Annotated in this window: 19 protein-coding genes; 12 read left to right on the plus strand and 7 right to left on the minus strand. The window is 36.9% G+C overall.

What is annotated here, in order from left to right; genetic code table 11:
* The 5 genes from lpxD to lpxB are packed head-to-tail and all read left to right on the plus strand — an operon-like array spanning window position 1 to window position 4,429.
* Entirely contained in the window at window positions 1–1,047 is a 1,047-nt protein-coding gene (gene lpxD, locus PVV60_RS04405) for a UDP-3-O-(3-hydroxymyristoyl)glucosamine N-acyltransferase (protein ID WP_273723413.1), read from the plus strand.
* 1 nt (window position 1,048) lies between these two features.
* Window positions 1,049–1,516, plus strand: coding sequence for a 3-hydroxyacyl-ACP dehydratase FabZ (gene fabZ / locus PVV60_RS04410; RefSeq protein ID WP_273723415.1), 468 nt, complete (start codon window positions 1,049–1,051; stop codon window positions 1,514–1,516).
* Between the two features lie 24 nt (window positions 1,517–1,540).
* On the plus strand, window positions 1,541–2,365 hold the full coding sequence (lpxA, locus tag PVV60_RS04415; protein WP_273723417.1) for an acyl-ACP--UDP-N-acetylglucosamine O-acyltransferase: 825 nt from the start codon (window positions 1,541–1,543) through the stop codon (window positions 2,363–2,365).
* 2 nt (window positions 2,366–2,367) lie between these two features.
* Complete coding sequence (locus tag PVV60_RS04420) at window positions 2,368–3,240, plus strand: LpxI family protein (RefSeq protein ID WP_273723419.1); 873 nt, start codon at window positions 2,368–2,370, stop codon at window positions 3,238–3,240.
* Complete coding sequence (gene lpxB / locus PVV60_RS04425) at window positions 3,233–4,429, plus strand: lipid-A-disaccharide synthase (RefSeq protein WP_273723420.1); 1,197 nt, start codon at window positions 3,233–3,235, stop codon at window positions 4,427–4,429. The genes PVV60_RS04420 and lpxB overlap by 8 nt, the downstream gene beginning before the upstream one ends.
* Before the next feature lie 6 nt (window positions 4,430–4,435).
* On the opposite strand, the gene PVV60_RS04430 is transcribed toward lpxB, so the two are convergent.
* From PVV60_RS04430 to gltX (PVV60_RS04460), 7 genes are all read right to left on the minus strand, one after another.
* Complete coding sequence (locus PVV60_RS04430) at window positions 4,436–5,209, minus strand: amino acid ABC transporter ATP-binding protein (protein ID WP_273723422.1); 774 nt, start codon at window positions 5,207–5,209, stop codon at window positions 4,436–4,438.
* 79 nt (window positions 5,210–5,288) lie between these two features.
* Entirely contained in the window at window positions 5,289–5,996 is a 708-nt protein-coding gene (locus PVV60_RS04435; RefSeq protein WP_273723424.1) for an ABC transporter permease, read from the minus strand.
* On the minus strand, window positions 5,993–6,715 hold the full coding sequence (locus PVV60_RS04440; RefSeq protein ID WP_273723426.1) for an ABC transporter permease: 723 nt from the start codon (window positions 6,713–6,715) through the stop codon (window positions 5,993–5,995). Before PVV60_RS04440 ends, PVV60_RS04435 begins: the two co-directional genes overlap by 4 nt.
* A 79-nt stretch (window positions 6,716–6,794) precedes the next feature.
* Complete coding sequence (locus tag PVV60_RS04445) at window positions 6,795–7,547, minus strand: transporter substrate-binding domain-containing protein (protein WP_273723428.1); 753 nt, start codon at window positions 7,545–7,547, stop codon at window positions 6,795–6,797.
* A gap of 406 nt (window positions 7,548–7,953) precedes the next feature.
* Window positions 7,954–8,706: a transporter substrate-binding domain-containing protein gene (locus PVV60_RS04450; protein ID WP_273723430.1), complete on the minus strand. Its 753-nt coding sequence runs from the start codon at window positions 8,704–8,706 to the stop codon at window positions 7,954–7,956.
* Window positions 8,707–9,458: 752 nt separating this feature from the next.
* Window positions 9,459–10,754, minus strand: a complete 1,296-nt coding sequence (gltA, locus tag PVV60_RS04455) for a citrate synthase (RefSeq protein WP_273723432.1) — start codon at window positions 10,752–10,754, stop codon at window positions 9,459–9,461.
* Window positions 10,755–11,006: 252 nt separating this feature from the next.
* Window positions 11,007–12,437 carry a glutamate--tRNA ligase gene (gltX, locus tag PVV60_RS04460; protein WP_273723435.1) on the minus strand — a complete coding sequence of 477 codons (1,431 nt, stop codon included), beginning with the start codon at window positions 12,435–12,437 and terminating at the stop codon, window positions 11,007–11,009.
* Window positions 12,438–12,548: 111 nt separating this feature from the next.
* Between gltX (PVV60_RS04460) and PVV60_RS04465 the strand changes: the two genes are divergently transcribed.
* From PVV60_RS04465 to gltX (PVV60_RS04495), 7 genes are all read left to right on the plus strand, one after another.
* On the plus strand, window positions 12,549–14,813 hold the full coding sequence (locus PVV60_RS04465; protein ID WP_273723437.1) for a ComEC/Rec2 family competence protein: 2,265 nt from the start codon (window positions 12,549–12,551) through the stop codon (window positions 14,811–14,813).
* A 485-nt stretch (window positions 14,814–15,298) separates the two neighbouring features.
* The gene (rpiA, locus tag PVV60_RS04470; protein WP_273723438.1) at window positions 15,299–16,003 is read left to right on the plus strand and encodes a ribose-5-phosphate isomerase RpiA; all 705 of its coding nucleotides are present in this window, start codon (window positions 15,299–15,301) and stop codon (window positions 16,001–16,003) included.
* A 111-nt stretch (window positions 16,004–16,114) separates the two neighbouring features.
* On the plus strand, window positions 16,115–16,684 hold the full coding sequence (locus tag PVV60_RS04475; RefSeq protein WP_273723440.1) for a DUF2059 domain-containing protein: 570 nt from the start codon (window positions 16,115–16,117) through the stop codon (window positions 16,682–16,684).
* 199 nt (window positions 16,685–16,883) lie between these two features.
* Window positions 16,884–18,275, plus strand: a complete 1,392-nt coding sequence (gene gor / locus PVV60_RS04480) for a glutathione-disulfide reductase (RefSeq protein WP_273723441.1) — start codon at window positions 16,884–16,886, stop codon at window positions 18,273–18,275.
* Between the two features lie 79 nt (window positions 18,276–18,354).
* The gene (locus PVV60_RS04485; protein WP_273723443.1) at window positions 18,355–19,734 is read left to right on the plus strand and encodes a class II 3-deoxy-7-phosphoheptulonate synthase; all 1,380 of its coding nucleotides are present in this window, start codon (window positions 18,355–18,357) and stop codon (window positions 19,732–19,734) included.
* 123 nt (window positions 19,735–19,857) lie between these two features.
* Window positions 19,858–21,519, plus strand: coding sequence for an NAD+ synthase (locus tag PVV60_RS04490; RefSeq protein ID WP_273723444.1), 1,662 nt, complete (start codon window positions 19,858–19,860; stop codon window positions 21,517–21,519).
* Window positions 21,520–21,529: 10 nt separating this feature from the next.
* A complete protein-coding gene (gene gltX, locus PVV60_RS04495) occupies window positions 21,530–22,903 on the plus strand; it encodes a glutamate--tRNA ligase (protein ID WP_273723445.1) in 1,374 nt (457 codons plus the stop codon).
* Window positions 22,904–22,940: the final 37 nt, after the last annotated feature.

Below are 22,940 nucleotides of genomic sequence, written 5' to 3' on the forward strand. Positions count from 1 at the left end.
ATGGCGGATACATTTTTTTTTACGCCGTCCCGGCAATTGACAGTTGCAAATGTTGCTGAGTTGACGGGTGCAAAGCTTCTTAATCCAGAGTTTTCTCATAAAGTTATCAATACTCTTTCTTCACTTGAGAGTGCTGTGGAAGGTTCTCTTGTTTTTGTAGAGCATCGGAAGTTTTCTGATGCTTTACTGAACAGTTCTGCTGTTGCTGTTTTTTGTACGAATGAAATTGTTTTTAAAGTTCCTGAAACTATGGCAATTTTGGTAACAACCACACCACAGCGTGACTTTGCTCAGATTGGTCGTATTTTGTTTCCAGATTCTGTCAAACCAATACCTTGGTTGGGACCGAAGGGGATTTCATCGCTTGCGCATATTCATCCAACGGCTAAGCTGGCACATGATGTGTGTATTGAAGCGGGAGCTGTTATTGGTAGAAATGTTGAGATTGGTGCAGGAACTCTTATTTCATCTACAGCTGTTATCGGTGAAAATTGCCGTATTGGATGTGACTGCTATATTGCTCCTAAGGTAACAGTTCAGTGTTCTATAATAGGTGATAAGGTTCAGCTTTATCCTGGTGTTTGCATTGGGCAAGATGGTTTTGGTTATGTTGGGGGCATTTCTGGAATCGAGAAAATTCCACAGCTTGGTCGCGTTATTATTGAGGATGGTGTAGAAGTTGGTGCGAACACGACAATTGATCGTGGAACATTTCAAGATACTGTTATTGGTGAAGGAAGCAAGATTGATAATCTTGTACAAATTGCCCACAATGTAAAAATTGGCCGCTATTGTCTCATTGCCGCTCAATGTGGCATTGCGGGAAGTACATCTATAGGGGATATGTCTCAGCTTGGCGGATGTGTTGGAGTAGCCGATCACATCGTAATAGGTAAATCTGTTCAGATTGCAGCTCGTAGTGGTGTTATGAATGATATTCCTGATGGCGAAAAATGGGGAGGTAGTCCAGCGCGACCATTTAAACAATGGTTTCGTGAAGTAGCGACGTTGCGTAGTATGGGAAAAGTTAAAAAGGAGAAACGCTGATATGATCAGCAGTGAAAAGATTAAAAACTTAGAGGTTGTCGATATTGAAAAACTACTATCAATATTACCTCACCGTTATCCATTTTTATTAATCGATCGTATCGTTGATATTGATGGTGAACAAGGAGCTATTGGTATTAAAAATATAACGATTAATGAGCCGCATTTTACGGGACATTTTCCCGCAAAGCCTGTTATGCCTGGAGTTTTGATTTTAGAAGCTATGGCACAAACGGCAGGAGCGATAGCACTTTTAAATTTAGGCAATAAGCAAACAAATTTAGTTTACCTTATGACGGTTGATAAGGCAAAATTTCGCAAGCCGGTTATGCCTGGTGATCAGCTCAAGATTCATGTTCAGCTTTTGAAAAAAAGATCTGGTATGAGACGTTTTTCGTGTGTTGCAAAAGTAGAAGATGTCCGCGTCGCTGAAGCAGAAATTGCTGCGATGATTGTCGAAGAAGAATAAACGATATTTGATGGGAATTTAAAAATGTCCGGTACGAAAATCCATCCAACTGCTCTTGTGGAGAAGGGAGCGCAGCTTGGTGAGAATGTACGCGTTGGACCATTTTGCCATATTAGTTCAGAGGCTGTTATTGGTGATGAATGTAGTTTGACAAGTCATGTTGTAATAATGGGAAAGACAACATTAGGAGCTAAGAGTAGAGTGTTTTCTCATGCCGTTTTAGGAGGAGATCCGCAAAATAATAAACATAAAGGAGGGGCTACGACTCTTTTTATTGGCAAGAACTGTACGATTCGTGAAGGTGTAACAATGCATAGAGGTTCCGATTCGAGTGTAGGAATGACAGTTGTTGGTGATAATTGCCAATTTTTTTGTTATGCGCATATCGCTCACGATTGTTATGTAGGCAATCATGTAACATTTGCCAATAATGCAATGATTGCTGGTCATGTTACTATTGGTGATTATGTGATTATTGGTGGTGGTGCTGCTGTTCATCAATTTGTTCGTGTTGGACATCATGCATTTATTGGTGGTGTATCTGCACTGGTTGGTGATCTGATACCTTATGGAACAGCTGTTGGTGTGCAGGCAAAACTTGCTGGCCTCAATATTATTGGTATGAAGCGTGCAGGACTTGAGCGTCAAGATATTCATGCACTCCGTCATGCGGTTGCCATGCTTTTTGATCATAGCAAACCATTTAAAGAGCGTGTCAGTGATGTTGCTTCTTTCTATTCTTCTTCTCAGTCTGTTTCTGAAGTTGTTAATTTTATTAAAGAAGAAGGAAAGCGTTTTTATTGTACACCAAAATTTGAAGGTGATAGAATAAAAGAACATAAGGATTAAAAATGCCTATTTGGGGAGCCCGAAGTTTTCTTTCCGGCCGTACTGCTATTATAGCAGGAAATGGTGTTCTACCGATTACTGTTGCGCAGGCTCTTGAGAAGAATGGAGAAAATCCTTTTCTTGTTCTTTTGCGTGGTGAGGCAGATTCTGTTCTTTATCGCTATGAGCATTGCGAGCTATCAATTGTAGAGTTAGCGCGACTCGTTAAAATTTTAAAAGAAGCTGGTGTATATAATATTGTTTTGGCAGGTGGTGTGAAAAAGCGTCCACTTCTTAAACAATTGCGACTGGACTGGACAACATTTTTAGCTCTTCCTAAGTTAATCAGAGCTTTGAAGAGGGGGGACGATGCGTTATTAAAAGCTTTTATACGGGTTATTGAAGCACACGGTTTTTGTGTTATCGGTGCTCATGAAATAGTTCCAGATCTTTTAGCACCCATAGAATTCAATTTAACAGTGCGGCGTGCTACTCCAAAAGAGAAAAAAGATATTTTTTTAGCAGCAGAAGCAGCAAAGCTTTTAGGTCAATTAGATATCGGGCAAGCCGTTGTGGCTATCAATGGGAGAGTGGTTGCGGTTGAGGGTGCAGAGGGAACTGATAATATGCTGTGGCGTGTTTGTGAAATGCGAGAAAGAGGGCAAATTCCCCTTAAAGGTGGCATTCTTGTAAAATGTGCAAAACCACAACAGGATAATCGCGTTGATTTACCATCAATTGGGCCCGCGACAATAATGAATGTTGCAAAGAGTGGCTTATCTGGTGTTGCGGTGGAGGCAAATAGAAGTCTAATATTATCGGTGAAAACAACAATAGAAAAAGCCAACAAATATTCTCTATTTATAGAGACATTTGAAAGGTTTGGTCATGAATAATTGTTCCTTAAAGATTGCTGTGGTTTCAGGTGAGGAATCTGGTGATTTACTTGGAGCAGATTTGATTTCTTGTTTATCACAACAAACAGGGTGCAATATTCATTTGATTGGTGTTGGGGGGAGGCATTTAAAGGCATTAGGTTTAAAAAGCTTTTTTGATTCCCATGATATTGCTTTAATAGGTTTGAAGGAGGTGTTGAAAAAACTGCCTTTATTGCTGAGGCATATTCGCAATTTATCCAAATTTATTGCACAAGAACAACCTGATTGCCTCATTATTATTGATAGTCCTGATTTTACCCATCGTGTTGCAAAAAAGGTGCGCGTTTTAGCGCCCTCTATTCCTATTATTAAATATGTTGCACCAACCGTTTGGGCATGGAGGCCAGAACGTGCAAAAGCTATGTGTGGATTTGTTGATCATGTTTTAGCGGTTTTTCCTTTTGAAGAAAAGATTATGCAAGATTTGGGAGGTCCTGCCACAACCTATGTTGGACATCATCTTTTAACATATCCTCCCCTTTTGAGAGTTCAATCAGAAAAAGAGTGCCAATTAAAACAAAGAAATTTGATCGATACACAAAAATCATCTCCTAGATTAGTTATTCTGCCAGGATCACGCAATTCAGAAATTCGTTCCTTAATGCCTATTTTTCAAAAAACAGTAGAGATGCTTGTACAACGTATTCCTCATTTACGTATTATTTTACCAACCTTACCTCATTTGGTAGATAGAATTCGTGACTTTATACAAGGTTGGAAAAGCAAGATAGAAATTGTAGTTGGTGAAGATGAAAAATGGCGTGCTTTTGCACAAGCAGATGTTGCTCTTGCTGCACATGGAACTGTTTCACTTGAATTAGCGTTAGCAAAAATCCCTATGGTTCTTTGCTATAAACTTGATCGCTTTTCTAAATTATTTATTTTTCCTAAAATGATGTTATGGAGTGCTGCTCTTCCCAATATTATTGCTGATAAGCCTATTGTACCGGAATATTTGAATGAATTTCTACGCCCAGGCATGTTAGCAAGACAAGTAGAACAACTTTTGTATAATCCTTTAATACGACAGGCACAACTTGATTCCTTTGAGATGCTAAAACAGAAAATGAAAACTGAAGTGCCATCGGGGGGTGTTGGCGCACAAACAATTATCACTCTTTTAAAAAGCAGGAATAAAATTGTATAATAATGATTAATATTTAATTTTAGCAAGAAAATTACAAGCACGTTGGCTTTTAGGATTGGTAAAAAATTCTTCAGAGGCTGCATCTTCAACAATTTTTCCATTTTCTAGAAAGAGTATTCTTTCTGAGACTTTACGTGCGAAGCCCATTTCATGGGTAACACAAAGCATTGTGATCCCTGTATCGGCCAATCGAGCCATCACTTCCAAAACTTCTCCCACACTTTCTGGATCAAGAGCAGAGGTTGGTTCATCAAAAAGCATGACTTCAGGTTCCATACAAAGCGCACGGGCAATCGCAACACGTTGTTGCTGCCCACCAGAAAGTTGTAAAGGATATTTTTCACAATGTTTTTCAATACCAACATGCGTTAAGTAACGAATTGCCCGTTCTTGCGCTTGTTGTTTGGAAAGCCCTTGAACTGTCATGGGTGCTAAAATACAATTTTGTATAACGCTCATGTGGGGAAATAAATTAAAGTTCTGAAAGACCATTCCTATCTTACGAAGAACATTTTTTTGCTGTTGTATAGGAGCGGTATGGATATCAACGTTATGGATACAGATTGAACCTTTTTGTGCTTGTTCTAATTGATTAATACAACGAATTAACGTTGATTTTCCTGATCCGGATGGTCCACAAATAACGATATGCTCACCAGCTTGAACATTAAGGTTGATATCATGTAGGACCTGAAAGTTTCCATACCATTTATTTAGATTTCGAATAGAGATTACAGGGTTTTCACTGTGAGAGATCGATTTATTATTTTTCAAATTCATCTTATTTTATTCTTTCATGGATGAAGAACTTGATTAATTCAACATTTTGGTTTGGTAAAGTTTTTTATGATCATTTTATTTATCGTAAATATCGAGTGAGGCGTTGCTCGATAAAAACAATAAAACGATGAATGAGTTCAACGATAAAGAGATAGATAAGAGCAGCCCAAACGTAAACTTGAAAATCGAAAGTCCGTGAATAAGTGAGTTTAGCAACCCCCATTAAATCATAAACAGTAATAAGTGAGGCAAGAGCACTGGATTTAATCATTAAAATCAACTCATTTCCTAGGGGGCGTAATGCTACAATCATTGCTTGTGGAAGAATAACTCTAAAAAATGTGACAGAGTTGCTTAAACCTAAAGCTTTTGATGCTTCACGTTGTCCAGTTGTTACGGATAGAAAACTTCCTTTAAAAATCTCAGATTGATAGGCAGCAGAATTGAGTGTAAAAATAAAAAGACAACAATACCATGCATTTTGAAAAAACCACCATAGCCCCATTTGTTGCCATAAACTGTTCATTGAACCAAGCCCATAATAAAAAAGAAAGAGTTGAGCTAATAAAGGAGAGCCACGGAAAAAATAGACATAAGCATTTGAAAAATATTGTAAAAATGTATTCTTTGATAGACGTGCAAAAGCAATAAGCATACCAAGAAAAAGACCTAGAGAACAAGAAATAGAAACAAGCTCAACAGTAACAATGAAGCCATTAATAAATTTTGGTCCATAATGACTTAAAAGATCAGGATTAAAAAGGAAATAAAGCCACTCAGGAATCATTGACCTAGCACCTTTTTATAGCCTATTTGAGTGTATGTTTCTAAATGGCGTAGGATTGCAGTAAAAAACGCTGAAAATAACAAATAGAGTAAGCATGCTACAAAATAAAATAGCATGGGTTTATTGGTAGCAGCGACAGCTAGATTCGTTTGTCGCATGAGGTCAACAAGTGCGATGGTAGAAACAAGGGATGTATCTTTCAGTAAAGTAAGCCAATTATTAGAAAGTCCTGGCAAGGCATTTCGGATGAGCTGAGGGAAGACAATACGAAAAAATGTGGTTGATCGTGAAAGTCCTAAAGCTTTAGCCGCTTCATATTGACCTTTATCAAAAATATTAAATGCTCCAAGCCAAACTTCACAAGAAAAAGCTGCAAGAACCATACTAAGAGCAAGAACACCAGCAACAAAAGCATTGATACTGAACATGATTTCAAAATTAAAATAATCAAATAAATTTTGAATAAGGCTTTGTAATCCGTAGTAAACTAAAAACAAAGTTAAAAGCTCTGGTAGCCCACGAAATACCATTGAAAAGAGGCGTGCCATAGCTTTGGCTATCTTAATATTGGATCGAATCATCACTGCATTTAGAAGTCCTAGAGGAAAGCCTAGAAGGCCACAACATAATGCCAATGACAAAGTCATTCCTGCACTGGAAACTATAACTGCTCCCCATCCACCATTGCTAAATGATAGCAATGCTAAATTTTCAATCATTCTTGTGTTCCTCATGAAAGAGTTAGATAATATTTTTTATCAACAACCAGCGGGTTTTATTTAAATATTATATTGATATTTAATAAACATCACTTGTAAAATATTTTCTCATAATTTTTTCATAAGTTCCATCCAAACGAATCTCTTTTAGAGCCTCATTGAACTTATTTTTAAGATCATTATTATTTTGACGGACTGCAATTGCAACAGGAAATCTTGTTTTTTCTAGAGTTCCCAAGAAGAGACAGCAATCTTTTCCTTCATTTTTAAGCCAATTTAATGCTTGTAATTTATCAACAATAACCACATCAAGTCGATGATTTAAAAGGTCACGATTCACTTCTATTGTGGAAGGATAGAGTTTTATTTTCACCTCTTCAGAGGCATAATGATCCTCTGCATAGAAAGCTTGTGTTGTATTTGATTGCACACCAAGATTTTTGCCTTTAAAATCTTTTGTCGAGATTTCTTTAATTCCCGAAGCTTTGGTAACAATAACAGCCAGTTCTGTATCGTAGTAAGGATCTGTAAAGTCAATTTTTTGTAAGCGCTCTTGTGTGAGAGAGAGGGAAGCAATGATAGCATCATATTTTTTTGCAATAAGTCCAGGGATCATTCCCTCGAAGTCTTGTGTAACGATAGTACACTCAATATTCATTTTTTTACAAAGTGCATAAGATATATCAATATCAAGTCCCTGCAGTTTATTATTTGAGTCAATATAACTAAAGGGAGGGTAGGTGCCTTCACTCGCAATTCTTAATGTTTTTGCATCAGCCAATTGGGTGAATAGTAAGGCGCTTATTATAAGAGCTCCTGCTAATAATTTCATGATGTTCTCCTATTGGATAAGCGGGCAAATATGAGATCATTATGTTTTTATAATCTGTAAGCTTTTTGGGAGCAATTCAAAAATTTACTGATGTTTATTTTAGATTATTATGTTGGATATTATTATCAAAAAAATTATCTTTTTTATTGATAAAAAAAGAATAAATATCTTATTGATTGTATGACAGATCAACTTTCACGAAATGATTGATTTGAATCATTTCATGGGTAAAAATTAAAGATTTTTCTTGAAAATAAGGCTATTCAATTTGAACATAAAGAAAAAATTGGATTTTGATAAATGTAAATTTTCTTATAAAAACGCCGAATTTCCAATTATACTCGCATCTAAAGAGTTAAAAAATACTCCTTAAATATACAGATTGAATTTTAGTTCAGAGTGATATCTAATCGATATCGAAAGTAAAATATTTTTTCATAATTTTCTCATAGGTTCCATCGGCGCGGATTTCTTCTATTGCTTTATTAAAACTGTTTTTAAGATCATTATTATTTTGACGAAGTGCAATTGCAACAGGAAACTTTGTTTCTTCTAAAGTTCCTAAGAGGAAACAGCAATCTTTTCCTTCATTTTCAAGCCAATTTAATGCTTTTAATTTATCAAAGATGACGATATCAAGCCGGTGGCTTAAAAGATCACGATTAACTTCTATTGCTGTAGGATAAAGTTTGATATTCACTCCTTCAGAAGCATAATGATCTTCTGCATATGCAGCTTGTGTTGTGTTCGATTGTACTCCAAGATTTTTATCTCTAAAGGCTTGTGTTGAGATTTCTTTAATTTCCGAATTTTTGGTAACGATAACAGCGAGTACAGTGTTGTAGTAAGGATCTGTAAAATCAATTTTTTGTAAGCGCTCTTTTGTAGGGGAAAGAGAAGAAACGATAGCATCGTATTTCTTGGCAAGAAGACCGGGAATCATCCCCTCGAAATCTTGTGTGACAATAGTACATTCAACATTCATTTTTTTACAAAGCGCATAAGATATATCAATATCAAACCCTTGAAGTTCGTTATTTGAGTCAATATAACTAAAAGGTGGATAAGAAGCATCGCTTGCAATTTTCAGCGTTTGAGAATTGGCCGATAGGGTAAACAGTGTCGCGCTCATTATAAGAGCTCCTGCTAATAATTTCATGATGTTCTCCTATTAGATAAGCTGGCAAATATGAAACCATCATAAATTTTATAATCTGTAAGCTCTTTTGGAGCAATGCAAAAAATTTATCTGTGTTCATTTTGTTATCATTATGCAGGATATCATTATCAAAAAATGATTTATTCTTATCAAGTATGGGAATAAAAAATACAGGAAAGAAGTATACCTCTTTCTGATTATAGGATGATTTTAAATAATTTTATTTAAAAATTAATAATTTATCTTTGAAAGAAAAATTATTAATTTAAATACAAAGAAAATTTCTGCTCTTAACAGGAAAAAATGTAAAGTATTTTTATTCTAATCTACTTGAAGAGAGATAAGAAGTTTTGGCATCTTAGAGAAGTACTTAATATAAGCCTTTTGCAATTTTATCTGGAAAAGATAGAAAGAAAAATTCTGACATTGCTAGATTTTAATATGTAATAAGGCTTTTAAACATGAGGGAATGATAGGGAATACATTTTCATTAAAGATAATGAGGATTATAAGGTAAAATTTTCAATTTCTTTTTGCTAAATGTTTAGCTAATTCGCAGAAGAGTATTCTCAATTTATTTACAGAGCTAATTATTTACAGAGCTAAAACTTAGAATTTTTTAGTAAATTTTTATGATGATGCTATCTCGGTAGAAAGAGCTTTAAAATTACGTTTTATAAAAATTCCTAAAGGATGTTTTTTGATTACTCTCAATAAAGCTTCAGTAGATTGAAGCTTTATTGATTTCTTTTTTAATTTGCACGTTCATCTATAGGAATATAGTCACGCATAGCATAGCCTGTGTAGAGTTGTCGAGGACGACCAATTTTTTGTGCAGGGTCTTCAATCATTTCTTTCCATTGTGCCACCCACCCGACACTGCGCGCCAATGCAAAAAGGACAGTAAACATCTCAGTTGGAAAACCTAGAGCTTTTAATGTAATGCCGGAATAGAAATCAACATTGGGATAAAGTTTTTTCTCAATAAAATATTCATCACTTAAGGCAATGTTTTCAAGTTCTATTGCAATATCAAAAAGCGGGTCATCTTGAATGTTGAGTTCTTTTAAAACTTTATGACAGGTTTTTTGCATGATTTTTGCGCGTGGATCATAATTTTTATAGACGCGGTGCCCAAAGCCCATAAGGCGGAAAGGATCATTTTTATCTTTTGCACGTGCAATAAATTCAGGAATTCTTTTAATAGAACCTATTTCTTGTAGCATTTTTAGACATGCTTCATTGGCACCACCATGTGCTGGTCCCCAAAGGCATGCAACACCTGCTGCAATACAGGCAAACGGATTAGCACCCGAGGATCCAGCAAGACGTACAGTAGATGTAGAAGCATTTTGCTCATGATCTGCATGAAGGATAAAGATTTGATCCATCGCCCGAGCAAGCACAGGGTTTGTTTTATATTCTTCACAAGGAACAGCAAAGCACATACGGAGGAAATTTGCGGCGTAACTAAGATCATTACGTGGATAAACAAATGCTTGTCCGATACTGTATTTATAGGCCATAGCAGCAAGCGTTGGAACTTTTGAGATAAGACGAACAGAAGCAATCATTCTCTGGTGAGGATCTGTAATATCAATAGAGTCGTGATAAAACGCAGACATAGCGCCAAGGCAGGCAACCATGACGGCCATAGGATGAGAATCACGACGGAAGCCTTGGAAGAAGCGTGCAAACTGTTCGTGTACCATGGTATGCTGCATAATACATCGATCAAATTCATTTTTTTCTTGCTGTGTTGGGAGTTCTCCATAAAGTAAAAGATAACAACTTTCGAGAAAGTCTCCTTTCTCAGCCAATTGATCAATAGGATAACCACGATAAAGCAATATGCCTTTATCACCGTCGATATAAGTAATTTTTGATTCACAAGAAGCTGTTGAAGTAAAACCAGGATCATAAGTAAAAATATCGGTTTTTTTGTAGAGAGAAGCAATTTCAACGACCTCAGGTCCAATCGTACCTTTACGCAAGGGAAGCTCTACTTTTTTATCATTCACAATAATATATGCGTTATTCTCGGACATTCGGTATTCCTTTCAGATCCTTCACTTCTAAAAATTAAGACTCTGCTTCATCAGAGTGGGGGATGTATAGCTGAAGCTTTTCTTACTTATATTAAGGGTAGATTGCCTCTAAAAGTGAGTACATGCAATCTAAAAATATTTCCTTATTGATCATTATTACTCAATAAAAAATGTATTTCAATGATATAACATAAAAAACTCTTTTAGAGCGCGTTAAGATATCTGTATAGATCCCTATTTGAGGAAATATACTCAGTACACATCATGGGCGATAAGTTGGTCCTTGATGCGATGAAGAGATTCATCGCGTCCTAATAAAATAAGAACATCCAAAACACCTGGTGATGTTGCACATCCTGTAAGAGCTGCGCGAAGTGGTTGGGCGATAGATCCAAATTTGAGATTCTGTGTTTGTACACAAGAGCGAAGTGTTTCATCTAGGGTTTTTGTATCCCAAGAGAGGCAAGCATTCAGGGCAAGATAAAGATCGTTTAAAATGGTGCGTCCATTTTTATCTAAGAGCATTTGTGCTTTTTCATCAAGTTGTAAAGGGCGTTGCGTAAAAATGAAGGAGGCATTTTCAATCAGTTCGCACAGAGTTTTTGAACGTTCTTTCAAATGTGGGATTGCTTTTAAAAATTGAACACGGCGTTTTTCATCAAGTCTTTCAATAATTTGTGCTCCCCTATCGGTTTCTGGTAGAATATTAAGAGCGGCATCAAAAAGTTCTTGATCATTACTCATGCGCATATAGTGTCCGTTGATGGAATCAAGCTTTTTGAGATCAAAACGAGCAGCACCTTTGTTAATATCCCCAATGTCAAACCAAGAAATCATATCTTTAAGTGACATCAGTTCGTCATCACCATGACTCCAACCTAAACGGACAAGATAATTGCGCAAAGCAGCAGGAAGATATCCCATTGTCCGGTAGGCATCAACACCGAGTGCACCATGTCGTTTTGAGAGTTTTGCACCGTTTTCACCATGGATAAGAGGAATATGGGCCATAACAGGAATGTCCCATCCCATTGCATTGAAGATAATTGTTTGGCGTGCTGCATTGGTAAGATGATCATCACCACGTATAATATGTGTGATGCCCATATCATGATCATCAACGACAACAGCATGCATATAGGTAGGCGAACCATCAGAACGCAAAATAATAAAATCATCGAGATCTTTATTAGGGAAGCGAACGTCACCTTGGACTCGGTCATGCACAATTGTTTCTCCATCTTGTGGAGCCTTGATACGAATAACAGGCTTAATACCTTTAGGAGCTTCAGAAGTATCACGGTTGCGCCAACGTCCATCATAACGTGGTGGACGACCTTCTGCACGGGCTTTTTCACGCATTTCAGCTAACTCTTCAGGTGAAGCATAACAATAATATGCTTTGCCGTTTTTGACCAACTGTTCGGCGATTTGGCGATGACGTTCAGCACGTTCAAATTGCGAAATAGGGGCGCCATCATAACTAAGCCCCATCCAGTGCAAGCCATCTATAATAGCTTTTACAGCTGCATCTGTTGAGCGCTCTCGGTCTGTATCTTCAATTCGTAAAAGCATTTTTCCACCGGTATGTTTTGCATAAAGCCAATTAAAAAGAGCAGTACGAGCACCACCAATATGAAGGAAGCCAGTGGGTGAAGGGGCAAAACGAGTAATAACAGACACGAATATTTTCCTTTAAACTAAGATATTACTTATGGAATTTTATAGAAAAGTCATGTTAACATAAGTGATGGGGTGTGCAATAGCCGTATTGCGAGTTAAAGTGGGGGACGGATGTTTTATAAAAGTAAAGTTAAAGCGGGTTTATCCGAAAAATCTGTTACAGAAAGAAAAAAGCCATGCCAAATAGGGCAAAGTGTTTTTTCTGAATATGATGATACAAAGAACAGCAGTTATAACCAACAAAAACTTTTTTTATTGACACTCTTAAAAGGAATAATCATTTTTTTTCGCAAATGGTTAGAAGATTGTATCAGTAAAGAAGTTTCTTTTGGTATCCTTTTTTCACTGATTTTAGTTTTTTTTGCCCTGGGAATCATTTTCTATTTCCATTTAGAGTGGGAGCCAAGTTGGGGACATTTGGGGGCGTTGGTCAGTATTTTTTTGGGAATATTCTATGTGGCACGTTTTTATCGAAAAATATGGATTCCCGTGGGATTTTTGTTTTGTATTATATTGGGTGCTTTAGCAGCAAAAATAGAAACGTGGCGTATTGCAACACCTATGTTAAGCAGTGACATTGTCACCACATTGACGGGAAGAATTGTTTCTATTGAGCCAGGCGCTAAAGGGGGATTTCGTTTGGTTTTGGATATTTTGAGTACAGAAAAGCCCGTATTATGCCATAGTCTTCATCGTATTCGTTTATCAGCAAGATATTTGCCATCTGGCTTAGCGATTGGTGATGGACTGCATGGAAAAGTTAAGATTCGTGCATTCTCTGGGCCGGTGCGTCCAGGAGGCTACGATTTTAGTTTTCATAATTATTTTAAAAGAATTGGGGCACAAGGCGTTTATTTAGGAAAACCAATAAAAATATCCGTTTCGCAGCCTGATGGAATATTCGCTATCATTCTACAGAAAATTGAAAATTTACGCACGAAGATGACACAAAGAATTCGTATAGCCCTTGAAGGAGAAAAGGGGAGTGTTGCAGCTGCTCTCATAACAGGGCAGCGTGCTGGTATTTCAAATGAGACAAATGAAGCATTACGTACGGCTGGATTAGCCCATATTTTATCAATATCAGGTTTACATATGGCGTTGTTAAGCGGCATAGTTCTTTTGAGTATCCGTAGTTTTTTAGCATTTTTTCCAGTTTTTTCTTCCTATTATTCCAGTAAAAAATTTGCTGCTATCGTTGCGTTTATGATAACAGCTTTTTATTTGTTATTGTCGGGCTTAGCAATATCAGCGCAAAGAAGTTTTGTGATGATTGCTGTTATGTTGGTTGCTATATTGTGTAATCGCTCAGCTATAACAATGCGTAATTTTTCTATTGCAGGGTTGATAACTCTGGCGATGACACCCCATGAAATATTAGGTCCTAGCTTTCAAATGTCCTTTTCTGCGACTGCTGCTTTGATCGCTTTTTTTGATTGGTGGAGTGGAAGGTCATTTTTTCGTAAAAGAAAAACAACGCCCTCGTATGTTGGAGGAGGAGTGATAAATTTTGCTTTCTTATCGATGCTTTCAACATGTGCTTCTTCCCTTGTTGCAGGGAGTGCAAGTGGAATTTATGCTGCTTATCATTTTTCTAATATGGCATCTTTGAGCATTATCAGTAATGCTTTTGCTTTGCCTGTCATCTCAATTTTTGTCATTCCCTTTGGATTAATTGCAGTCCTCTCAATGTTAGGAGGATTCGAATGGCTCCCCCTTCAAATTATGGGGTTTGGAGTTGATCTTGTAATAAAGATTGCACATGCGATCAAGGCTATTTCTCCTGATTTGAATCCTGGTTTTATGCCGTTATCAGCATTAGTTTTATTGAGTATAGGTTTGGTTGGACTGACTTTTTGCAAAACACCTATCCGGCTCTTTTTTAGTTTATTTATTTTGGCTGGTATTTCTATTTGTGTAATGCATTCACCTGTACAACTGATTATAGCAGATAATATGCGTCTCGTGGGCGTTATTCATGATAAAAAGCTATATATTGATCGTTACCATATCTCTAAGTTCACGACATCCATATGGAAAAAGTCATTTCGTGTGAATGAAACGATTAAACCAACAAAATATGGTCCTTCGTTGCACGGACAATTTATTTGTGATTATCATGTATGTACGTCATTATTAGAGAATGGATTAAAAGTGATTGTTTTACAGAGAGAAACAGATCAATGTGTAGAGGCAGATATTCTCATTCAGACATTTGTAATGCATAATCCAACTTGTAACAAGAAGGCAAAAATAATATTTATGCCTCAACAATTGTTATCACGAGGAAGCGTTATGATGACCAAAGGTGGAGATATTATTTGGTCTTCGCTAGGGTTTCATAGACCATGGAATATGCACAGACAGCATTCATAAAAAATATATAATCTATCATCTTTTGCTTCACATTTGGATAATGACAAAACAAAAAATAATAGAAGACTTTTCTGATAATATTTTACGGTATTTCACTTGGTAAGTTTATCAACGTCATTGAAACGAGATAATAATCTACAGTTTTCTAAAAATAGATGATTTTTTTATATATGATCATTTTAAATTATTCAAAAAAAATTGATATGTGTATCTTTGTGTATCCTATTGATAGAACAAGATAAATCAAAAAATCTTATTGAATGAGAAAAATGCTAACAAATCTTCTCAAAGAAATAAAAAAGATAATTGTTGATTATTCTATTTTATTCTTATCATATATTTCTATAACGAGTAACATCTCTTCAAGCAAAAGATGATGGTAAATTTAAATAGATTGCGTCAAGAGGTTATCTTTTATTATCATTATTATCGGTGGTAATAGGGGTGATAAATGCTGCTTATACGGATAAAAGGCAAAGTCATTCATGGATGTTCAGCAGTTAAAAAAAATGGCAGCTATTAAAGCACTCGAGTTTGTTGAAGATGGTATGCGGCTTGGTATCGGATCTGGTTCGACAGTCAATGAATTTATTCGTCTTCTAGGCGAGCGTGTTGCGGGTGGTTTGCATGTGACTGGTGTTGCTACTTCGAGATATTCTGAACAACTCTGTCGTAAGTTTGGAGTACCTGTTAGCACTTTAGAACAAATACCTGAACTGGATCTTGATATTGACGGAGCAGATGAAATTGGTCCTGAGATGATGCTTATTAAAGGAGGAGGGGGAGCATTGTTGTATGAAAAAATTGTAGCATCGGCATCTCGTGCAATGCTTGTCATTGCTGATGAAACAAAGGTGGTAAAACGACTTGGTGCCTTTGCACTACCAATTGAAGTTAATCCATTTGGTATCCATACAACATGCAGAGCTATCGAAAAAGTCGCTGATGATTTAGGGCTTTCTGGAGAAATTGCATTGCGGATGAATGGAACAAATCCTTTTGAAACAGATGGTGGCCATTTTATTCTTGATGCATTTTGGGGCTGTATTTTGCAACCAAAACCATTATCGGATGCACTTCTTGCCATTCCTGGTGTTGTTGAGCATGGACTTTTTTTGGGGTTGGCTTCACGTGCAATTGTCGCTATGGCTGATGGTCAAACAAAAATTTTAGAATCTTTTGATTTTTAGAGAAGACAGTTTCATGACGATATGTTAGCACAATACAATAAATCAAAGAGTATTAAAATTTTGAATAAATAACGCATTTGAATTATAATTAATTATCGGGGTAATCATTAAATGAAAACAATATTTTCTTTTCAGCGTTTTGTCGTATATTTTGGTGCAATTATTATTTTTTTTGTGAATATTGGAATGGTTTATGCACAAGGTGTGAGTGACCAACATTTAGATTCAGCGCGAAAGGCAATCAGAGCTATTCAAGCAACGGATCAATTTGATAGTTTTTTACCAAATGCGGTAGATGATCTTAAAACTGCACTGATGAGGGATGATCCAAATTTGGCAGCGGATATTTCTGATATTGTTGATAAGCAGGCGCTTGCTTTAATTAAAAGGCGCTCTGATCTAGAAAAAGAGATTGCTCATGTATATGCAAAATATTTTACTCAAAAAGAGCTTGATGCAATAACAACATTTTATAATTCTGATACCGGTAAAAAGTTTTTGACAGAAGTCCCCAATATAGCGCGTGATTCTTATTCAGCATTTGATATATGGCGTACTGCTCTTATGCAGGATCTTGTAGAAAATGTGAGAAAAGAGATGTCTGAAACACTTAATTTGAATAATTCTACTATGCCTACAAATGTACCTATAAAATCAGAATCTTCAGGAAATAAAAAATAGCTTGATTGATATCATGATAACCAATGGGCAATTTCAGATTTTTAAATAGCGGCGGTTTTTCCGCCGTTTTTAATATTTTAATGAGAGTAGGTTAGAATACAGCTTTATAAAGAAATGCTTCTTCAAAAGAAAAAAAGACTTTCATTTGATAATAAATGATCTTAGCCTATTCTTACAGATATATAAGAAGGAATAATTCGTGGGCTCTTTTGACTTTGATTTATTTGTTATTGGCAGTGGTTCTGGTGGAGTGCGTGCAGCACGGCTTGCTGGGGGGCTTGGAAAGCGAGTCGCTATAGCAGAAGAATATCGTATAGGGGGCACTTGTGTTATTCGTGGTTGCGTTCCCAAAAAACTTTATGTTTATGCATCACAATATGTAAAAGAATTTAAGAAAAGTGTTGGTTTTGGGTGGAAATATGCGGATCCAATTTTTAGCTGGGAAAAGTTGGTTGCAGCTAAAAATAAAGAAATATCAAGGTTAGAAGGGCTGTATCGTAAGGGATTAGAAAATAATAATGTGTATATTTATGAAAGTCGTGCTACTTTTATAGATGATCACACATTAGAGCTTTCTGCCACGGGTGAGCGGGTAAGTGCAGAGAAAATTTTGATTGCAACAGGGGCAAAATTTGCACCAAATACTTCCATAGAAGGCGGTGAATTTTGCCTTACTTCTAATGAGATTTTTGACCTTGATCAACTACCAAAATCAATAGTTATTGTTGGTGGAGGATATATTGGTGTTGAATTTGCTAATATTTTTCATGAATTAGGTGTAAAAACAACACTACTCCATCGGGGTGATTTAATCCTTCGTAATTTTGACTATGATTTGCGGCAATTGCTCAGCAATGCAATGATTGAAAAAGGGATTTCTATTCTCTATGGCGTAACAATTTCTAAAGTGCAGGCTGCAGAAAATTGTTATGAAGTTGTTTTATCAAATGGGAAAATGATCAGTGCCGATCAGATTATGTTGGCTACGGGGCGTGTACCAAATACAACGGGTTTAAAACTTGAGCGGGCAGGTGTTCAAGTGGATGAATTTGGTGCAGTTGTTGTTGATGAAAGAATGACAACAAATATACCCCATATTTGGGCTGTTGGTGATGTAACAGGTCATGTTCAATTAACACCTGTTGCGATTCATGATGCAATGTGTTTCGTGAAGACTGCGTTTGAGAATATTCCCACGACACCTGATTATGATTTAATTACGACGGCAGTTTTTTCTCAGCCAGAGATTGGAACAGTTGGTCTTTCAGAAGAAGATGCAGTACGCCGTTATAAACGCCTTGAAATTTATCGTACAGTTTTTCGTCCTATGCGTAATGTTCTTTCTGGGAGTTCAGAAAAAATGTTTATGAAGCTCATTGTTGATGGTGAAAGTCGTATCGTTGTAGGAGCTCATATTTTGGGAGAAAGCGCTGGTGAGATGGCACAGCTTATAGGAATATCTCTCAAGGGTAAGCTGACGAAGGATATCTTTGATGAAACGATGGCAGTGCATCCAACGATGGCAGAAGAGTTGGTAACGATGTATAAACCAAGTTATATATATGAAAATGGGAAGAAAATAGAAAGTTAAAGAGCATATAAAGAGCATATATTGTGGTAAAAAGCTTTTGATATGCCAATCTGTAAGATTAATCTTTAGAGAGAGTGTAATGATAAAAGAATGGGCGCCTGACTCTTGGAGAACAAGGCCAATTAAACAAGTTCCGACTTATCCGGATAAGTCTATGTTAGAAGATGTTGAGCGAAAACTGAGAAGCTATCCTCCTTTAGTTTTTGCCGGTGAAGCACGTGATTTAAAAAATGAATTAGCAGCAGTTGTGAAAGGCCAAGCTTTTTTATTGCAAGGTGGTGATTGTGCCGAAAGCTTTGCAGAACATGAAGCTGATAATATCCGTGATTTTTTTCGTGTATTTTTGCAAATGGCGATTGTTTTGACCTTTGGTAGTTCTAAACCGGTTGTTAAAATTGGTCGTATTGCTGGTCAATTTGCAAAGCCTCGCTCTTCTGATATCGAAAGAAAAGAGGGCGTTGAATTTCCTGCTTATCGTGGGGATATTATTAATGGCATTGAGTTTGAAGCCGTTTCTCGTATTCCGGATCCGCAACGGATGTCTATGGCTTATCGCCAATCTGCCGCAACACTTAATTTATTGCGTGCTTTTTCACAAGGTGGCTATGCTAATTTAGAAAATGTACACACATGGATGTTGAGTTTTGTTTCTAACAGTCCGCAGGGGGAGCGTTATGAATTATTGGCAGAGCGCATTTCTGAAGCAATTGATTTTATGCGTTCTATAGGAATTACATCCAAAACACATTCTTCATTGCGTGAAACATCTTTTTATACTAGTCATGAGGCACTTTTGCTTGGTTATGAAGAGGCTTTGACTCGGATTGATTCAACTTCAGGAAATTGGTATGCAACATCCGGTCATATGTTATGGATTGGTGACCGTACACGTCAGATTGATCATGCTCACGTTGAATATTGTCGCGGCATTAAGAATCCTGTAGGATTAAAATGTGGTCCTTCCATTGAACCTGATGAGCTTTTAAAATTAATTGATATTTTAAATCCTGAAAACGAACTGGGGCGGCTTACTCTCATTACGCGCTTTGGTTATGATAAAGTTGAAAGTTATCTGCCTAAACTCATCCGTGCCGTTGAACGCGAGAAACGTGCGGTTATATGGTCATGTGATCCAATGCACGGCAATACAATTACTGCCAATGGTTATAAGACGCGTCCCTTTGATTATGTTTTAAAAGAAGTAGAGAATTTTTTTGCAGTGCATCGTGGAGAGGGAACTTATCCAGGGGGCATTCATATTGAGATGACAGGCCGTGATGTTACTGAATGTACAGGAGGGGCGCATGCTATTTCTGTGGACGATTTATCTGATCGTTATCATACGCAATGTGATCCACGGTTAAATGCAGATCAAGCGTTAGAATTGGCTTTTCTTGTTGCTGAACTCCTTAAAAAAAATCGTGTGACTGACTCGTTAGCAATTGCTGCTGGTGGGTAGGCAAAAATTTTCCTAATATATTTTTAGGTCATTATGGCAAAAGAGAATTTAAAAAAAAGTGATATTTCCGATGATGAAGAATAAAGTTGTGGTTGCTAAACTGATGAAATGATACAAAGGCTTATGAAAAATGATTTTCGGGTATCCATTGCCCAATTAAATCCTATTGTTGGTGATATTGAGGGGAATTTTTCTTTAGCTGTCATGGCACATCAAAAGGCTAAGGAAGAGGGGGCTGATTTTGTTTTATTCACGGAACTTTTTATAAGCGCTTATCCGCCGGAAGATCTTGTTCTAAAACCTGCTTTTACAAAAACATGTGAAGAGACTGTTAAGAAATTAGCAAAGATAACTGTAGGCGGACCAGGAATTGTTATTGGTCTTCCATTAAGACGCAATGGCAATATTTACAACGGTGTCATGCTTCTTGATGAAGGGCGAGTCATTGCCGAAAGTTTGAAGTTTGATTTACCTAATTATGCTGAGTTTGATGAAAAGCGTTTATTTTCTTCAGGTCCACGTCCTGAACCTATTGTTTATCATGGAATCAAATTAGGAATTGTCATTTGTGAAGATCTTTGGAATGATTTTTCTCTTAGTACAGAGCTTAAAGATAAAGGAGCGGAAATTATTCTTGTCCTTAACGGATCTCCCTACTATCGTAATAAAACTTTAAAACGTATAGATGTTGTTCATACGCAAGCTCTACGATCTGGGGTACCAATTATCTATGCTAATCAAGTTGGTGGTCAAGATGAGCTCGTTTTTGATGGCGGGTCTTTTGCCTTGAATGGAGAAGGAAAAAAGATATTTCAAATGAAGCACTTTGATAGCCATATTGCTTTAACCCATTGGCAAAAAACAACGACGGGCTGGCACTGTATTTCAGGTCCTAATGAAAGTCTTCTCAATGGATTAGCGGCCGATTATCAAGCTTGTGTTTTAGGTTTGAGAGATTACGTTAATAAAAATCGCTTTATGGATGTTATTCTTGGTCTTTCAGGAGGAATTGATTCAGCCCTGTGTACGGCAATGGCGGTGGATGCTCTTGGTTCTGAGAGAGTTCGCACCATTATGATGCCCTATCATTATACTTCACAAGAATCATTAAAAGATGCTAAAGAATGTGCACAACTTCTAGGATGTTGTTATGAAATCATACCGATTGAGCAAACTGTTGAAGCTTTTTTTAAGACAATGGCACCTATTTTTTTAGGGTTGTCGCCTGATGTAACAGAAGAAAATCTTCAAAGCCGTGTACGTGGTACACTTTTAATGGCTCTTTCAAATAAATTCGGTTCAATGGTGGTAACGACAGGCAATAAGTCAGAAATGGCTGTGGGATATGCAACACTCTATGGTGATATGAATGGCGGGTTTAATCCTATTAAAGATATTTATAAAATGCAGGTTTATGCATTAGCTGAGTGGCGCAATAAAAATCACTTGCACAATTTGAGAGGACCAGAAGGAATTGTCATTCCATACAATATTATAGAAAAAGCGCCTTCTGCAGAACTGCGGGAAAATCAAAAAGATGAAGATTCTCTTCCCCCTTATCCTATTCTAGATGATATCTTGCAATCTCTTGTAGAAAATGACATGAGTATTTGTGATATTATTAAACGTGGGCATTCACAGGAAACTGTTGAGAAAGTTGAACAGCTTCTTTATGGTGCCGAATATAAAAGACGACAATCTGCACCCGGTGTAAAAATCAGTTACAAGAATTTCGGACGCGATCGTCGCTATCCCATAGTCAATTATTTTCGCGATAAAAATTGAGTATTATTTTATGGTTAAAGTTCGTTTTGCTCCCTCTCCAACAGGTTATATTCATATTGGCAATATCCGTAGTGCGCTTTTCAATTGGCTTTATGCGCAAGCGTATAAGGGAGAATTTATTTTGCGCTATGATGATACAGATGTTGAACGTTCTAAACAAGAATATATCGATGCTATTGCTGTTGACCTTGAATGGCTTGGTATTCAACCAGATGCAATTTATTACCAATCTAAGCGATTTAATCGATATGATGAAGTTGCGGAAATTCTCAAACAACGCGGGCTTCTTTATCCCTGTTATGAGACTGCAGAAGAATTAGAGCGGCGTCGTAAAATCCAGCTTTCACGTAAATTGCCTCCTATTTATAACCGTGCTGCATTAAAATTGACAGCAGAAGAGAAAAAAGAATTTGAATCACAAGGTCGTAAACCCCATTGGCGTTTTCTTCTTCCTAATTTTGAAAATGATCCTTTGCAAACAAAGCGAACAGAAGTTTGCTGGAATGATGCCGTAAAGGGAAAGCAGACGGTTGATTTGGCGTCTCTTTCAGATCCTGTTCTTATTCGTGAAGATGGAAGCTATCTTTATACATTGCCGTCTGTTGTTGATGATGTAGATATGGCTATTACGCATATTATTCGTGGGGATGATCATATTACAAATACAGGTGCTCAAATTGCTCTTTTTAAAGCTCTTAATGCAGAATTACCGTTTTTTGGTCATACCAATTTATTGGCGACAGTTTTAGGAAAAGGATTTTCAAAACGTGACCATGATCTTTCTATTCGTTCTCTACGGGAAGAAGGATTTGAATCTATAGCTGTTCAGTGTCTTGCTGTTTTGATTGGGACATCGCAAAATGTGCATCCCTATCCCAATCAAGCAGCGCTTTTAGAACGTTTTAATCTTCAAGATACGTCAAGATCCGTTGCAAAATTTGATATTGCTGATCTTCTTGCTTTGAATAGTCATCTTGTCCATGAGTTAACCTATGAGGAAGTAAAAATGCGCCTTAAAAAACTTTCTATTGAGGGAGATAAGGCGGAATATTTCTGGAACGCGATAAGAAGCAATATTAATAAAGTCAATGATGCTGTTTTGTGGTGGAAAATCATTCATGATGAACAGAATTTTGATACAGTGACACTAGAAGATCGTGCTTTCGTGCGCCAATCACTCGATTTTTTACCTGAAGGTGCTTTGAGTGAGGAAAGTTGGAAAATTTGGACAACAGCATTAAAAGAAAAAACAGGTCGAAAAGGAAAAGCTTTGTTTATGCCATTACGCCAGGCACTGACGGGCATGGACCATGGACCTGAAATGGGAAAAATTTTGCAGCTTTTAGGGCGTGAAAAGGTAGCGGAAAGACTCACTAGGAAATAAGAGCGGCTTTTTTTAAAGCATTTCGTTCATTTCACTT

Origin of the sequence: Bartonella sp. AU18XJBT, assembly GCF_028618595.1 — a bacterium.
Lineage (GTDB): Bacteria > Pseudomonadota > Alphaproteobacteria > Rhizobiales > Rhizobiaceae > Bartonella.

Coding starts and splice junctions, on each gene's coding strand:
- lpxA (WP_273723417.1), top strand. CDS start 1,541: ATGTCCGGTACGAAAATCCATCCAACTGCTCTTGTGGAGAAGGGAGCG.
- lpxD (WP_273723413.1), top strand. CDS start 1: ATGGCGGATACATTTTTTTTTACGCCGTCCCGGCAATTGACAGTTGCA.
- rpiA (WP_273723438.1), top strand. CDS start 15,299: ATGGATGTTCAGCAGTTAAAAAAAATGGCAGCTATTAAAGCACTCGAG.
- PVV60_RS04450 (WP_273723430.1), bottom strand. CDS start 8,706: ATGAAATTATTAGCAGGAGCTCTTATAATGAGCGCGACACTGTTTACC.
- PVV60_RS04435 (WP_273723424.1), bottom strand. CDS start 5,996: ATGATTCCTGAGTGGCTTTATTTCCTTTTTAATCCTGATCTTTTAAGT.
- PVV60_RS04465 (WP_273723437.1), top strand. CDS start 12,549: ATGTTTTATAAAAGTAAAGTTAAAGCGGGTTTATCCGAAAAATCTGTT.
- PVV60_RS04445 (WP_273723428.1), bottom strand. CDS start 7,547: ATGAAATTATTAGCAGGAGCTCTTATAATAAGCGCCTTACTATTCACC.
- PVV60_RS04440 (WP_273723426.1), bottom strand. CDS start 6,715: ATGATTGAAAATTTAGCATTGCTATCATTTAGCAATGGTGGATGGGGA.
- gltA (WP_273723432.1), bottom strand. CDS start 10,754: ATGTCCGAGAATAACGCATATATTATTGTGAATGATAAAAAAGTAGAG.
- fabZ (WP_273723415.1), top strand. CDS start 1,049: ATGATCAGCAGTGAAAAGATTAAAAACTTAGAGGTTGTCGATATTGAA.
- PVV60_RS04490 (WP_273723444.1), top strand. CDS start 19,858: ATGAAAAATGATTTTCGGGTATCCATTGCCCAATTAAATCCTATTGTT.
- PVV60_RS04475 (WP_273723440.1), top strand. CDS start 16,115: ATGAAAACAATATTTTCTTTTCAGCGTTTTGTCGTATATTTTGGTGCA.
- lpxB (WP_273723420.1), top strand. CDS start 3,233: ATGAATAATTGTTCCTTAAAGATTGCTGTGGTTTCAGGTGAGGAATCT.
- PVV60_RS04485 (WP_273723443.1), top strand. CDS start 18,355: ATGATAAAAGAATGGGCGCCTGACTCTTGGAGAACAAGGCCAATTAAA.
- PVV60_RS04430 (WP_273723422.1), bottom strand. CDS start 5,209: ATGAATTTGAAAAATAATAAATCGATCTCTCACAGTGAAAACCCTGTA.
- gltX (WP_273723445.1), top strand. CDS start 21,530: ATGGTTAAAGTTCGTTTTGCTCCCTCTCCAACAGGTTATATTCATATT.
- PVV60_RS04420 (WP_273723419.1), top strand. CDS start 2,368: ATGCCTATTTGGGGAGCCCGAAGTTTTCTTTCCGGCCGTACTGCTATT.